This window comes from Nonomuraea sp. CA-143628, from assembly GCF_050942315.1.
Lineage (GTDB): Bacteria > Actinomycetota > Actinomycetes > Streptosporangiales > Streptosporangiaceae > Nonomuraea.
Window position 1 is genome coordinate 6,187,440 of sequence record NZ_CP192072.1, and the last position, 11,727, is coordinate 6,199,166.

The following is an 11,727-nucleotide window of genomic DNA, read 5'->3' on the forward strand; positions in this document are numbered from 1 at the left end:
CCTCATCGCCGGTCCTCCGTTGCGGCGCAGCCGTGCACCATGACCTCGACCACGTTCTGGACAGCCTCCCTGCTGACCATCCCCGGCGGCGCGGTGACCAGGGTGAACAGCGCACCCCCGTAGAGCGCGATCAGGGCCGGGATCCTCTCGCGCGGGATGGTGAGGCCGAGCTTGTCGTGGTAGCCGGCGGTGAGCAGCGACGCCGTGTCCTGCAGGCTCGCGAGCGCCGAGGAGAGCACCGGCCGGCGCGCGGCCTCCATCTGCAGTTCGAAGATCGCCAGATAGCGCTCGCGCAGGGTGGTCGCGGCTGTGAGCAGCGATTGCGTCCACAGGTCGACCAGCGTCGTGGGTTGCTCGGTGGCCCGGTCGATGGCCTGGTCGGTGTCGGCGTGATGCAGTTCGACGATGCGCTCGGCGGCGGCCACCAGCAGTGCTTCGCGGCTGCGGAAGTAGTTGGACGCCGTTCCTGGTGGCAGGTCCGCCTGCTTCTCCACCGCGCGGTGGGTCAGCCCATGTACGCCCGAGGACGCCAGCAGCTCGATGGCGGCATCGGTCAGGGCTCGGCGACGGGCCGGATTGGTGGGCGGCATGCCCCTATGTTACCAATGACTGTACTAGTACGATCGTAGTGAATGAGCTAAGGGGGGGTCCCATGAGAATCGCGGTGGTCGGTGCCGGGCTCGGGGGAGTGGCGGCGGCGGTAGGGCTGCATCGCCTGGGCCAGGAGGTGACGCTCTTCGAACGCGGCGCGGAGCTCCGGGAGGCGGGCACCGGGATCGTGGTCATGCCCAACGGGCTCCGCGCGCTGGAAGTGCTGGGGCTGGCTGACGACGTTCGCGGGCACGTCATGGGTGCCACCCGCGCGGGGTTGCGAGACTGGCGCGGCCGGCCGCTGCTGGTGACCGATGCGGTCCGAGCTCAGCAGGAGGTCGGGACGCCCGCCATGATCGAACGAGCGGAACTGCACCGGGCGTTACGCGCTCCGCTGCCCTCCGGGCTGGTGCGCACCATGACCCTGGTCGAGCGCCTGGAACCGGACTCCACCGGGGTGACCGTGATCAGCGACGGTAGCCCCGTCATGAAAGCGGACGCGGTGATCGCGGCCGACGGTATCGGCAGCAAGCTGCGCGGACAGCTTTTCCCCGGCCACCCCGGGCTGCGGCGGACCGGCCGGTTGGACCTGCGCGGCATGCTGCCCCGCCCTCCTGGCGTGGCGCCGGAACTACTCGCCAGCCAGCTGGTCGACCGTCGCAGCGGGGCGATGTTCGGCCTGTTCCCCGTCGGTGAGGACCGCCTGTACTGGTTCACCGACTCCCTCCTGAACGGCACGCCGCCGCCCGGCGCGAGCGAGGCACGCGGGCAGATGCTGTCCCTGATGGCCGACTGGCACCCCCTCGTCACGGCAGTGATCGAGGCCACCCCGTCCGCCGACATCTATGTCGACCCGATCGCCTGCCTGGCCGAACCCCTGCCCTCGTACGCGGCCGACCGGATCGCACTCCTCGGCGACGCCGCGCACGCCATGTCACCCGATCTCGGCCAGGGCGCCAGCCAGGCCTTCGAAGACGCGGCCGCGCTGACCCGCCACCTGACCGGCGCCGAAGCGGCCGACGTCGCCCAGCGGCTCCTGCGCTACGACGCCGAGCGCAGGCCCAGGGCCAACGGCATCATGCGGGCGGCGTCGCGGCAGTCGCGGCTGACCTCCCAGACCGGCGCCGCCGCCTGGCTGCGCGACGCACTGCTCCGCGCTGTACCGTCCCGGCTGGCCACCCGGCAGCTCGCCGCCCTCTGGCGCGCCTGAGAAGTCACATCAAACCATTTTGATGTATTTTGGAGTACGTGACGACGTCCGATCGCGTGCCGGTTCCGCTGCTCATGCGCATGGCGGCGCACCCGCTGCGCTGGGCGCTGATGACCGAACTGGCATCCAGTGACCGCCGCGTACGGGAACTGGTCGCCGCCGTCGACGAGCCGCAGAACCTGGTGTCGTACCACCTGGGCCTGCTGCGTACGGCGGGGCTGGTCGTCGCGCGGCGCAGCAGCTTCGACGGCCGCGACAGCTACTACCACCTCGATCTGGCGGGCTGCGTAACCGCGTTCGGCGACGCCGCCACCGCCCTGCATCCGGCGCTGGCGCCTGGGGACCGTGGGCGGTCGAAGGGCGGCTCGGTGTTGTTCCTGTGCACCGGCAACAGCGCGCGTTCCCCGATGGCCGAGGCGCTGCTGCGGCGCCGCGTCGACGGCGTCGAGGTCACGAGCGCGGGCAGCCATCCCGCACCGCGGCTGCATCCGAACACGGTGCGGGTCCTGCGCGAGGATTACGGCATCGACCTCGAACCCCGGCGGCCGCAGTCGCTGGACGCGGTCGCGGGGCGGCGCTTCGACTACGTGATCACGTTGTGCGACAAGATCCGCGAGGTTCCTCGCGACCACGGATCGGCCGCCACGACGCATTGGAGTCTGCCCAACCCGTCCGATGCCGCCGACACCGACAGCGCGACCTACCCGGAATTCCGGCGGGTCGCGAAGGAGCTCGATACCCGCATCAGATTCCTGCCTCTGTAAGCACGCACAACGCTTCCGTGATCATGAACTTTCGTGAAGATGAACACGACAAGGAGACCTGACCATGACGACCTCACCGACCGAACTGGCCAGCGTCCGCTATCTCAACGACGACGTGCGGGCGGCTGTCGACTTCTACACCACCCACCTCGGCTTCAGCGTCGCCTTCGACGCCTCGCCCGCCTTCGCCGACGTCAGGCGCGGCCCGCTGCGGCTGCTCCTGTCCGGCCCGACCTCCTCCGGCGCCCGCGCCACGCCCGATGACGCCGCCACCGCCGGCCGCAACCGCATCCACCTCATCGTCGACGACCTCGACGCCGAGATCGACCGGCTCCGCGCCGCTGGACTGACCTTCAGAAGCGAGCCGGTGTCCGGCCCCGGCGGGCGCCAGATCCTGCTGGCTGATCCCGCTGGTAACCTCATCGAGCTGTTCCAGCCCGCCTCGAGCTCCGCGTAAGACTGAAAGCACCTTCCATGTTGATACGCCGCCGTGCGCGATGGCTCCGCAGTCCGAAGCTGATCGGGGTCGTGGTGCTTCTCGCGGCGTTCGTGACGATCGCGCTGTTCCTCCCGTATCCGGACGCCCAACAGATCCGCGACTGGGCACGGGCCGCCGGTCCGTGGTTCCCCCTCATGTTCTTCGTCACGCATGCGCTGGTAACCATCGTCTTCCCGCGCTCACCGTTCTCCCTCGGTGCCGGACTCCTGTTCGAGCCGGTCACTGGCATCGCCATCGCGATCTCCGCGACCACGGTGAGCGCGGCGCTGGCCTTTCTGCTCGTACGCGCGATCGGTCGCGACGCGGTCGCCGCGCGGTTGACCCATCCGGCGGTCGCGGCGGTCAACCGGCGCCTCGCCCGTCGTGGCTGGCTCGCCGTCGGGTCGCTGCGGCTGATCGGGCCGGTTCCCTTTCCGCTGGTCAACTACTGTGCGGGCGTGTCGTCGGTCCGGCTCGTGCCCTTCCTGGTCGCCACGGCCGTCGGTGTGGCTCCCGGTACGATCGCGGTCGTCCTTCTCGGTGACGCGCTCACCGGGCGTACCGATCCCGCGCTGGTCGTCGTCACCGTGATCTGCGGTGCGATCGGACTGGCCGGGCTGCTGGTCGATGGGCGGCTCGGCGTCGAGCAGCCGGACGCGGAAGATCCGGCCGGGTCCAAGTGAGCCAGGACGAGCAGGACCCGATGGCGGCCCGGCGTCGGCTGCGTGAGGTGACGCTGGTGTTCCTCAAGCTGGGCATCATCGCCTTCGGCGGCCCGGCGGCGCACACCGCGATGATGCGCGACGAACTGGTTCGCCGCCGCGGCTGGGTCAGCGACCAGCGGTTCGTGGACCTGATGGGCGCCACCAACCTCATCCCCGGCCCCAACTCCACCGAACTGGCCATCCACCTCGGTTACGACCGGGCCCGGTGGCGCGGCCTGATCGCCGCCGGGGTGTGCTTCATCCTCCCGGCCGCGCTGATGGTCACGGCCCTGGCCTGGGCGTACGTCACCTACGGCAGCACACCGGCGGCCGAGGGCCTGTTGTACGGCATCGTCCCGGCGGTGATCGCGATCATCGCCCACGCGCTGTTCGGCCTGCTGCGCACCGTGGTCAAGACCGTCTGGCTGGGCGTGCTGGCGGTCGCCGCGCTGGCCGCGTACCTGCTGGGCGTCAACGAACTGCTGGTACTGGCGGCCGGGGCGGCGCTGGCCGCCATGGCCCGAGCCCTGCGCCGGCCGCCGGGCCGGGGCGCGGCCCACGGGGTGCTCGCCGCGCCGATGCTGACGTTCGGCGGGTTGCCGGTGTTCGGTGACCCCACCGGCGGCCAGCTGCTTCAGCTGTTCGTCACCATGCTGAAGATCGGTTCAGTGCTGTACGGCAGCGGCTACGTGCTGCTGGCCTTCCTGCGCGGCGACTTCGTCGACCGGCTCGGCTGGATCACCAATCAGCAGCTCGTCGACGCCGTGTCGATCGGCCAGGTCACCCCCGGTCCGGTGTTCACCACGGCCACCTTCGTCGGCTACATGATCGCCGGGCCGCTGGGCGCGTTCCTGGCCACCGTGGCCATCTTCCTGCCCTCGTTCGTCTTCGTCGGCCTGCTCACCAAACTCACCGACAAGCTCCGCTCCAGCGAGTGGACCTCCGCCCTGCTCGATGGCCTCAACGCCGCCGCCCTCGCCCTCATGGCCGGGGTGTCCTACGAGCTGGGCCGGACCGCGATCATCGACCCGCTCACCGTGGTCATCGCCGTGGTCACGCTCGTCCTGTTGTGGAAGACGCGGCTCAACAACGCCTGGTTCATCGCCGGCGGTGCCGCCATCGGAATCGCGCACGCCCTGCTGTTCTGACTCCCGGCCTCGCCCCGCCGAGCGCGCGGGGCGGGACCGACGCTGAGCGCGTCAGGGATTGTGGAAGGCGACCTCGGGGTTGGCCGGTGACGGCCCGTTGAGCAGCGGTTGCTTCCTGCCCTTCAGGTGCAGGTCGAAGAAGGCGCCGACGTAGGCGCGGGTGAGCGCGAGGGAGCGTTGCGGCGACAGCTCGTCAGGCGATGACATACCGACCGCCTTCTGCAGGATGGCCAGGTCGGTGAAGCTGGTGTGGCTGGTATGGGCCACGGTGAGCCAGCGCTTCCAGCCGCTCATCTTGGACCAGCTCGCATCCCAGGTGTCGTCCTTGCCGGGGACGTGGTCGGCCTGGCTGCCCAGCAGCAGGAAGGGCCGGTCGAGCGCGACGGCGGGGTGGAAGGTGCCGTCCAGGTTCACCCCCGCCCGTACGCGCTTGTCGACGGCCATGGTGGCGGCACTGGCGTCGCCACCGAGGGAGTGGCCGGCCATGCCGATCCGTTTGGGAATGATCATGCGGGACTTCTTCCAGGCGGGGTGCCGGTCGGCCAGCTTGTCGATGACGAAGGAGACGTCCTTGGTGCGGTTCTTGGTGATGGTCGCCTGCCCGCCTTCCGGAGGCTTGGGTTGGTCGCACAGAGGGGCGCAGGTGATGGTCTGCCCGTCGGGCAGGGTGGTGCCGGAGGACTCGTAGGCGTGGTCGACCAGCGCGATGACATAGCCGCGGCTGGCCAGATCTTCGGCCAGGAAGGTGAGGCTGGCGCGCGGGAGGCCGAGGCCGGGAGAGAGGACGACGAGTGGATATCGGCCGCTCTTGGCGGGCGCGCCGGCATGGGCGTAGGTGCGGGTGGCGCTCACGGTCTCGGGAGGGAGTTCGACACCGGGGGCCTTGCGCCGCAGCAGCGAGGCGGCCTCCGCGGTGGTCATGTAGGGGGCGGGGTCACCGGTGGCGGAGCGGGCGGGATAGTACATCGACACCATGAGGCGGCGCGGGCCCGAGTCGGGGACCCAGGGGTCCTTACGGCTGCCGTCGACCAGGTACAGAATGTCGCGGCCGACCGCGTCGGGCCCGGTCGGGCGGGGGAGTTCCAGCCGGACGGCGGCGGGGGCCGGTTTTCCGGCCGCGGTCGCGGTGAGGGCCGGTTCTCCGGCCGCGGTCGCGGTCGGCGTGGTGGCGGCCACCGCGATCAAGGTCAGGCAGGCCGTCAACGAAACGGCCGGCAAGCGGGCTACTGTCATGCGATTTCTCCTCATCAGGGCGCTCATACGTCACGGCGACGTACGACGATCAAGGTCACGACGGCGGCGGCAAGCGGCCAAAGCGCGAAGGCGGCCCAAGAGCCGGCCACCGTCGGCAGAGCGGGGTCGTCACGGAGCTGGGGCAGGCCCAGGCAGGTGCGCCAGACATAGAGGGGGACCAGGGCGTACAGGTCGTTGAGCCACTGGTGGACATTGGGCTGGAAGAAGCTGGGCACGATGACCAGCGCGGCGCAGACCGCGACGACGGCGGCGGCGGTGTGCCGCAGCAGCGCGCCGATCCCCAAGCCGGTCAGCGCCGACACCGGTGCCAGCACGGCGTTGGCGGCCAGGACGCGCAAGACTGCGGGGTCGCCGAGCGAGACGGCGACGCCGCGGCCGGACAGGACGGCCTGGCTGACGCCGAACGTGCCCAGCGACACGACGGTGCCGGTCGCGAGCGTGACCGTGGCGACGACGGTGAGCTTGGCGGCCACGACGCGGTGGCGGGCCGGGACGGCGACCAGGGTGGTGCGGATCAGGCCGGTGGCGTACTCGCCGACGATCGTCAAGGCGCCCAGGCTGCCCGCGCCGATCATGAGCATGGAGGCGGACAGGCCGCTGAACGCCTCGGTCAGGGGGTTGAACCTGGCCTTCTCCATCGCGGTGAATCCGGGCCAGCCGTTGTAGGCATCCAGGCTGTTCTGGAGAGCGAACGCGACGATGACCAACGTGCCCAGGCCAACCAGCCAGGAGGTCGAACGCAGGGACCAGAGTTTGATCCACTCGGCGGCCAGGAGATCGCGGAATCGGCCCTCGGTCATCGCGGGTCACCGGCTCGGTAGTCGGCGCGGTCGGTGGTCAACTCCATGAACGCCTGCTCCAGCGAGGCGGTACGCGGGGCGAGCTCGTACAGCATGATCCGCCGCTGATGGGCCAGCTCGCCGACGCGGGCGGCGCTCAGCCCGGTCACGGTCAGGGCCTCGCCGCCGTCCGGCCGGACGTGCGCGCCCTCCAGGGTGAGGACCGCCGCCAGCTCGGCAGGGTCGGGAGTACGCACGGAGATGGACGCGCCGGTGCCACGGGCGGCGAAGTCGGCCAGGCTCTCCTCGGCGATCAACTCGCCTCGCCCGATGACGACCAGGCGGTCGGCGGTGTTCTCCATCTCGCTCATCAGGTGGCTGGAGACCAGCACGGTGCGCTTCTCGGCGGCCAGGCGCCGGAACAGGCCACGTACCCAGCGCACGCCTTCGGGGTCCAGGCCGTTGATCGGCTCGTCGAACAGCAGCACCGGCGGGTCGCCCAGCAGAGCGGCGGCGATGCCGAGCCGCTGGCGCATGCCGAGCGAGAACCCGCCGATCCGGCGGCGCGCCGCTCCGGCCAGCCCCACCTCCTCCAGCACCTCGGCCACCCGGCGGCGGGGCAGGCCGTTGCCGGCCGCCAGCGCGCGCAGATGAGCGGCGGCGGTGCGGCCGCCATGGACGTCGCCCGCGTCCAACAGCGCGCCGACATGACGCAGCCCGGCGTGATGGCGGGCGAAGGGACGGCCGTCGATGGTGGCGGTGCCCGCGGTGGGGCGGTTCAGGCCGAGGATCATGCGCAAGGTGGTGCTCTTGCCGGCGCCGTTCGGGCCGAGGAACCCTGTGACATGCCCCGGTCGTACGGAGAAGGTGAGGTCCCGCACCGCCGTCACCGCGCCGTAGCGTTTGGTCAGTCCGTTGACTTCGATCACCCGGTCAACGCTGTCGCAGCTCTCGGACGCGCCGCATCTGGCCGTGGGCCGGTTTCCGCGGCGCGGGGTGGCCTGCGGGCATACGCCCACAGGCCGATGCCCGACGGGAAGCGGATGACTACGATCGACCGAGTGCGCGACAAAACGCCCAGACCACCCCTTTGGTCGCGATTGCCCTCCAGCGTGCGGGCGCTGCTCATCTGGGGAGGCGTCGCGGCCCTGATGCCACTGGTGTACGCCGTGACGCTGACCGACGGTGAAGACCTGTTCCCGGTGGGCGCGGCGCACGCGGGGTTCGCCGTCGCCATGGCCGTCCCCTTGGCCTGGGCACGGCAGCGGCCGGCCACGGTGCTCGCGGTGCTGCTGGCCGAGATCGTCGTGGCGACCTCCCTGGGATACCCGGCCCAGGGGGTCTGGCCGCTCTTCCCGGCAGCCGACGTCATGGTCTGCCTCCTCACCGCCACCCGGTCGCGCCGCGCGGGCCTCGCGGCGGCCGCCGCCGCGTTGATCGTGCAGCAGCCGGCCTGGCAGCTTGACCTGCTGCGCGAGGGCCTGCGTGCCTCAGCGCCGGGATTCCTGGCGCTGTCGCTCCTGCTCGGCCTGGCGGTCTTGGTCGCCTGGCTGGCCGGGATGTTCATCCGGCAGCGGCGCGAGTACGACCGGGCGCTGCGCGTGTACGCCGAGGCTCGGGCGGTCACCGACGAGCGGCTGCGCATCGCGCGAGAGTTGCACGACATGGTCGCGCACAGCATCGGCATCATCGCCATCCAGGCCGGCGCGGGCGCCCGGGTGATCGACAGCCGACCGGAGCAGGCGCGCCAGGCGCTGGACGCGATCGAGGACACCAGCAGGCAGACGTTGAAAGGGCTGCGGCACCTGCTCGGCGTGCTCCGCACGACCGAGCGCGAGCATCCTGGCCCGGCTGAGCGCGGGCATCCTGGCCTGACCGGGCGCGAGCTTCCCGGCCCGGCCGGGCGCGGGCGCCCTGGCCTGGCTGAGCGTGGGTATTCCGGCCTGGCGGAGCCGGTTGCTCCCGTGGGGCTGGCCGACGTCGACCCGCTGGCCCAGACGACTATGGCCGCCGGTGTCCGGGTAGACGTTCGCCGGCACGGAGAGCCACGCCCCTTGCCCGCCGCCGTCGATCGGTCCGCCTTCCGCATCATCCAGGAATCGGTCACCAACGTGCTCCGCCATGCGAGCACGGACCACTGCCGGGTCGTGATCGACTACGGGAAAGAGGAGCTACGCATCGACGTCATCGACGACGGACACGCCGCCACCGGTGAAGCCGGCGGACACGCCGTTGCCGGTGAGGAGGACGGGCACACCGCCACCGGTGAGGGCGACGGGCATGGGATCGTCGGCATGCGCGAACGGGTCGCCCTGCTGAACGGCTACTTCAGCGCGGGCCCCGGCCCAGACGGCGGTTTCCACGTCACCGCACGCCTGCCGCTCGCGCCAGGCGGACTCGGCCAGGACACGGACATCGACCTGGTGGAGGCCCGGTGACGATCCGCGTCGTGCTCGCCGACGACCAGCCGCTGATCCGCGCGGGCCTGCGCATGGTCATCGATGCCGCCCCCGATGTCGAGGTCGCCGGAGAGGCCGGGACCGGAGCCCAGGCCGTGCAGCTCGTCCGCCGGCTGTGCCCCGACGTCGTGGTCATGGACATCCGTATGCCGGGCATGGACGGCATCGAGGCCACCCAGACCATCCTTGCCGAGTCCTCGGCCACCCGTGTGATCATGCTGACCACGTTCGACGACGACGACAACGTCTACGCTTCCCTGCGCGCGGGAGCGAGTGGATTTCTGGTCAAGGACATGGCGCTGGAAGACATCTTGTCCGCCGTTCACGTCGTCGCCGCCGGAGACGCCCTGATCGCTCCCGGCGTCACCCGCCGCCTCATCGAGGACTTCACTCGTGGTCCGGCCCGCGCCCCGTCTCCCGAGGCACGTCGGCTCGTGGGCGTCACCGAACGGGAGCACGAGGTACTGGCCCTGGTCGGGAGTGGCCTGTCCAACGCCGAGATCGCCGCCCGGCTGCACATCAGCCCGGGCACCGCCAAGGCGCACGTGGCCAGCCTGCTTGCCAAGCTGGGTGCCCGTGACCGAATACAGCTGGTCATCATGGCCTACGACGCGGGCCTGGTGTTCCCGTCCCGTTGACAGGCCGGCCTCCCGCCGCCCGGCGAGTTAACGACGGACGTCAGGTGGCAGGCCGGGCCTCCCGGCGGCCGGCGAGTTGACGACGGACGTCAGGTGGCAGGCGGCCCCCCTGCCGCCCGCGAGTTCATGACGGACATCAGCGCTACCTCCAGGGGTAGACGGCTCAGGAGTCGGATCGCAGCAGCTCTGCGGCCTCCTGGTAGGCATCGGCGGCGCGGTCGAAGTAGTCGAAGAGGACGTCGAGCTGCTCGGCCGAGTAGCCGGCGAGGATCGCGCCGACCTTCTGCCGGGCGGGAGCCATGACCTGGTCGAGCTCGGCCGGTTTGCCGATGGGCTCGACGATCACCTTGCGGCGGTCGTCGGGTGCCGGAACACGGCGTACATAGCCGGCCTGCTCCAGCCGATCGATGAGCCGGGTGGTCGGCCCGGTGGTCAGTCCGGTGCGCGTGCCCAGCTCGCCGGGGGTCATCGGGCCGGTCAGTTCCAGGATGTTCAGCGCGTACAAATCCGTAGCGCCCAGGTCGCACGCCTTGGCGCTGGCTTGGCCGTGCAGCATCACCGCGCTGAGGTAGCGGCGGTAGAGCCGGCCGGCGTCCGATCGTCCCGGTGTGGTTGACACGCGATCCTCCACTTCATACTCTCTTCTTCAGAGAAGATTCTTCTTTGAAGAAGCAACTTCTTCTTCGAAGCTATCACGAGAGGGTATCGCCATGACCACCACCATCGACCTCGCCGCCATCCGTACCGTCCTCCAGCGCAGCCAGGACGCCTGGAATCGCGGAGATGGCGCGGCCTACGGCGCCTGCTTCAGTGACGACGCCACCGACGTCACCTTCGTCGGCACCGTCTACCACGGCGGCGCCGAGATCGGGCGCGCCCACCAGGCCCTGTTCGACAGCTTCCTCAAGGGCACCCAACTGGTCATGGAGGTCCTCGAGATCCGCCGCTACGGCGCCGACACCGCCGTCGTGGTCACCCGTGGCGAGGTCGTCAAGGGCACGCCCAAGAAGCTGGGCAAGCTCGCCACCTACACCCTCGTCCGCGAGGCCGACGGCCAGTGGCGCATCGCCGCTGTCCAGAAGACCAAGCACAAGGGGCTCATGGAGGCCGTCTCCTTCAAGTTCCAGCCCGCCACCAAGCCCGCCGCCCAGTAACCCGCCGCTCGCTGACACTTGGGGAGGAACGGCCCATGAGCTCCATCGCCGTCATCGGTGCGGCCGGTCGTACCGGACGGCTCATCGTCGAGCGGTCCCTGGCCGCCGGACACCGCGTCACCGCGATCGTCCGCCGGCCCCAGACCCTCCAAGTGACCGGACCCGGGCTCACCATCCGCACCGCCGACTCCTGCGCCACCTCATGCGGCACCCCTACACCGACATGGCCCGCATGGAGGACCTGCTGTCCATCAGCGGCCTGGCCTGGACCGCCGTACGCCCCACCAGGCTCACCGACCGGCCGGCCACCGGCCATCCCCGCGTCTCCATCGGCGCCACCGCCAGGGTCGGCTCCCATACCTCCCGCGCCGATCTGGCCGCCTTCGCCCTGTCCGCGATCGACGACCTTCGCACCTATCGAAGCGCGGTCGCCGTCTCCTCCTGACTACGAACGACGTTTCGCGAGCAACTCGCCGCCCGTTCTGGTTGTTACGATGCCCTGATTCCGGCCGGGCTGGCGGTGTCGATCGACGATGCCGGCTGCCGCA

General features: G+C 70.6%; 14 protein-coding genes and 1 pseudogene. 10 read left to right on the forward strand and 5 right to left on the reverse strand.

What is annotated here, in order from left to right:
• Window positions 1-2: 2 nt before the first annotated feature.
• Complete coding sequence (locus ACQP2T_RS28215) at window positions 3-590, reverse strand: TetR/AcrR family transcriptional regulator (protein WP_433519066.1); 588 nt, start codon at window positions 588-590, stop codon at window positions 3-5.
• A gap of 62 nt (window positions 591-652) precedes the next feature.
• Here ACQP2T_RS28215 and ACQP2T_RS28220 point away from each other — a divergent pair, with 62 nt between their 5' ends.
• The 5 genes from ACQP2T_RS28220 to chrA all read left to right on the forward strand — a co-directional run bounded on the left by ACQP2T_RS28220 (window position 653) and on the right by chrA (window position 4,895).
• Window positions 653-1,801: an FAD-dependent monooxygenase gene (locus tag ACQP2T_RS28220; protein ID WP_433519067.1), complete on the forward strand. Its 1,149-nt coding sequence runs from the start codon at window positions 653-655 to the stop codon at window positions 1,799-1,801.
• Window positions 1,802-1,839: 38 nt separating this feature from the next.
• Window positions 1,840-2,565, forward strand: a complete 726-nt coding sequence (locus tag ACQP2T_RS28225; protein ID WP_433519068.1) for an ArsR family transcriptional regulator — start codon at window positions 1,840-1,842, stop codon at window positions 2,563-2,565.
• A gap of 64 nt (window positions 2,566-2,629) precedes the next feature.
• Window positions 2,630-3,022 (forward strand): VOC family protein, encoded by a 393-nt coding sequence (locus ACQP2T_RS28230; protein WP_433519069.1) that lies wholly within the window; start codon window positions 2,630-2,632, stop codon window positions 3,020-3,022.
• 17 nt (window positions 3,023-3,039) lie between these two features.
• The gene (locus tag ACQP2T_RS28235) at window positions 3,040-3,726 is read left to right on the forward strand and encodes a TVP38/TMEM64 family protein (RefSeq protein WP_433519070.1); all 687 of its coding nucleotides are present in this window, start codon (window positions 3,040-3,042) and stop codon (window positions 3,724-3,726) included.
• On the forward strand, window positions 3,723-4,895 hold the full coding sequence (chrA, locus tag ACQP2T_RS28240; protein WP_433519071.1) for a chromate efflux transporter: 1,173 nt from the start codon (window positions 3,723-3,725) through the stop codon (window positions 4,893-4,895). The genes ACQP2T_RS28235 and chrA overlap by 4 nt, the downstream gene beginning before the upstream one ends.
• Before the next feature lie 51 nt (window positions 4,896-4,946).
• Here chrA and ACQP2T_RS28245 read toward each other — a convergent pair whose 3' ends face one another.
• Genes ACQP2T_RS28245 through ACQP2T_RS28255 form a run of 3 tightly spaced genes read right to left on the reverse strand, consistent with a single transcriptional unit; the run spans window position 4,947 to window position 7,857 of the window.
• Window positions 4,947-6,128 (reverse strand): alpha/beta hydrolase family protein, encoded by a 1,182-nt coding sequence (locus ACQP2T_RS28245; protein ID WP_433519072.1) that lies wholly within the window; start codon window positions 6,126-6,128, stop codon window positions 4,947-4,949.
• Window positions 6,129-6,151: 23 nt separating this feature from the next.
• Complete coding sequence (locus ACQP2T_RS28250) at window positions 6,152-6,949, reverse strand: hypothetical protein (RefSeq protein WP_433519073.1); 798 nt, start codon at window positions 6,947-6,949, stop codon at window positions 6,152-6,154.
• Window positions 6,946-7,857: an ABC transporter ATP-binding protein gene (locus ACQP2T_RS28255; RefSeq protein WP_433519074.1), complete on the reverse strand. Its 912-nt coding sequence runs from the start codon at window positions 7,855-7,857 to the stop codon at window positions 6,946-6,948. Before ACQP2T_RS28255 ends, ACQP2T_RS28250 begins: the two co-directional genes overlap by 4 nt.
• 132 nt (window positions 7,858-7,989) lie before the next feature.
• Here ACQP2T_RS28255 and ACQP2T_RS28260 point away from each other — a divergent pair, with 132 nt between their 5' ends.
• Window positions 7,990-9,366, forward strand: coding sequence for a sensor histidine kinase (locus ACQP2T_RS28260; RefSeq protein ID WP_433519075.1), 1,377 nt, complete (start codon window positions 7,990-7,992; stop codon window positions 9,364-9,366).
• A gap of 53 nt (window positions 9,367-9,419) precedes the next feature.
• Entirely contained in the window at window positions 9,420-10,025 is a 606-nt protein-coding gene (locus ACQP2T_RS28265; RefSeq protein WP_433519841.1) for a response regulator, read from the forward strand.
• 163 nt (window positions 10,026-10,188) lie between these two features.
• Here ACQP2T_RS28265 and ACQP2T_RS28270 read toward each other — a convergent pair whose 3' ends face one another.
• On the reverse strand, window positions 10,189-10,644 hold the full coding sequence (locus ACQP2T_RS28270; RefSeq protein ID WP_433519076.1) for a MarR family winged helix-turn-helix transcriptional regulator: 456 nt from the start codon (window positions 10,642-10,644) through the stop codon (window positions 10,189-10,191).
• 91 nt (window positions 10,645-10,735) lie between these two features.
• On the opposite strand from ACQP2T_RS28270, the gene ACQP2T_RS28275 reads away from it, so the two are divergent.
• The 3 genes and pseudogenes from ACQP2T_RS28275 to ACQP2T_RS28285 all read left to right on the forward strand — a co-directional run bounded on the left by ACQP2T_RS28275 (window position 10,736) and on the right by ACQP2T_RS28285 (window position 11,624).
• The gene (locus ACQP2T_RS28275) at window positions 10,736-11,179 is read left to right on the forward strand and encodes an SgcJ/EcaC family oxidoreductase (protein ID WP_433519077.1); all 444 of its coding nucleotides are present in this window, start codon (window positions 10,736-10,738) and stop codon (window positions 11,177-11,179) included.
• Between the two features lie 35 nt (window positions 11,180-11,214).
• A pseudogene (locus ACQP2T_RS28280) lies at window positions 11,215-11,297 on the forward strand (hypothetical protein); the annotation flags it as partial.
• 84 nt (window positions 11,298-11,381) lie between these two features.
• A complete protein-coding gene (locus ACQP2T_RS28285) occupies window positions 11,382-11,624 on the forward strand; it encodes an NAD(P)H-binding protein (RefSeq protein ID WP_433519078.1) in 243 nt (80 codons plus the stop codon).
• Window positions 11,625-11,727 lie beyond the last annotated feature (103 nt).

What these genes read in the sequence shown, in the direction of transcription:
- ACQP2T_RS28215 (WP_433519066.1), bottom strand. Translation starts at nt 590, where the DNA reads ATGCCGCCCACCAATCCGGCCCGTCGCCGAGCCCTGACCGATGCCGCC.
- ACQP2T_RS28220 (WP_433519067.1), top strand. Translation starts at nt 653, where the DNA reads ATGAGAATCGCGGTGGTCGGTGCCGGGCTCGGGGGAGTGGCGGCGGCG.
- ACQP2T_RS28230 (WP_433519069.1), top strand. Translation starts at nt 2,630, where the DNA reads ATGACGACCTCACCGACCGAACTGGCCAGCGTCCGCTATCTCAACGAC.
- ACQP2T_RS28235 (WP_433519070.1), top strand. Translation starts at nt 3,040, where the DNA reads ATGTTGATACGCCGCCGTGCGCGATGGCTCCGCAGTCCGAAGCTGATC.
- ACQP2T_RS28245 (WP_433519072.1), bottom strand. Translation starts at nt 6,128, where the DNA reads ATGACAGTAGCCCGCTTGCCGGCCGTTTCGTTGACGGCCTGCCTGACC.
- ACQP2T_RS28250 (WP_433519073.1), bottom strand. Translation starts at nt 6,949, where the DNA reads ATGACCGAGGGCCGATTCCGCGATCTCCTGGCCGCCGAGTGGATCAAA.
- ACQP2T_RS28265 (WP_433519841.1), top strand. Translation starts at nt 9,420, where the DNA reads ATGGTCATCGATGCCGCCCCCGATGTCGAGGTCGCCGGAGAGGCCGGG.
- ACQP2T_RS28275 (WP_433519077.1), top strand. Translation starts at nt 10,736, where the DNA reads ATGACCACCACCATCGACCTCGCCGCCATCCGTACCGTCCTCCAGCGC.
- ACQP2T_RS28285 (WP_433519078.1), top strand. Translation starts at nt 11,382, where the DNA reads ATGCGGCACCCCTACACCGACATGGCCCGCATGGAGGACCTGCTGTCC.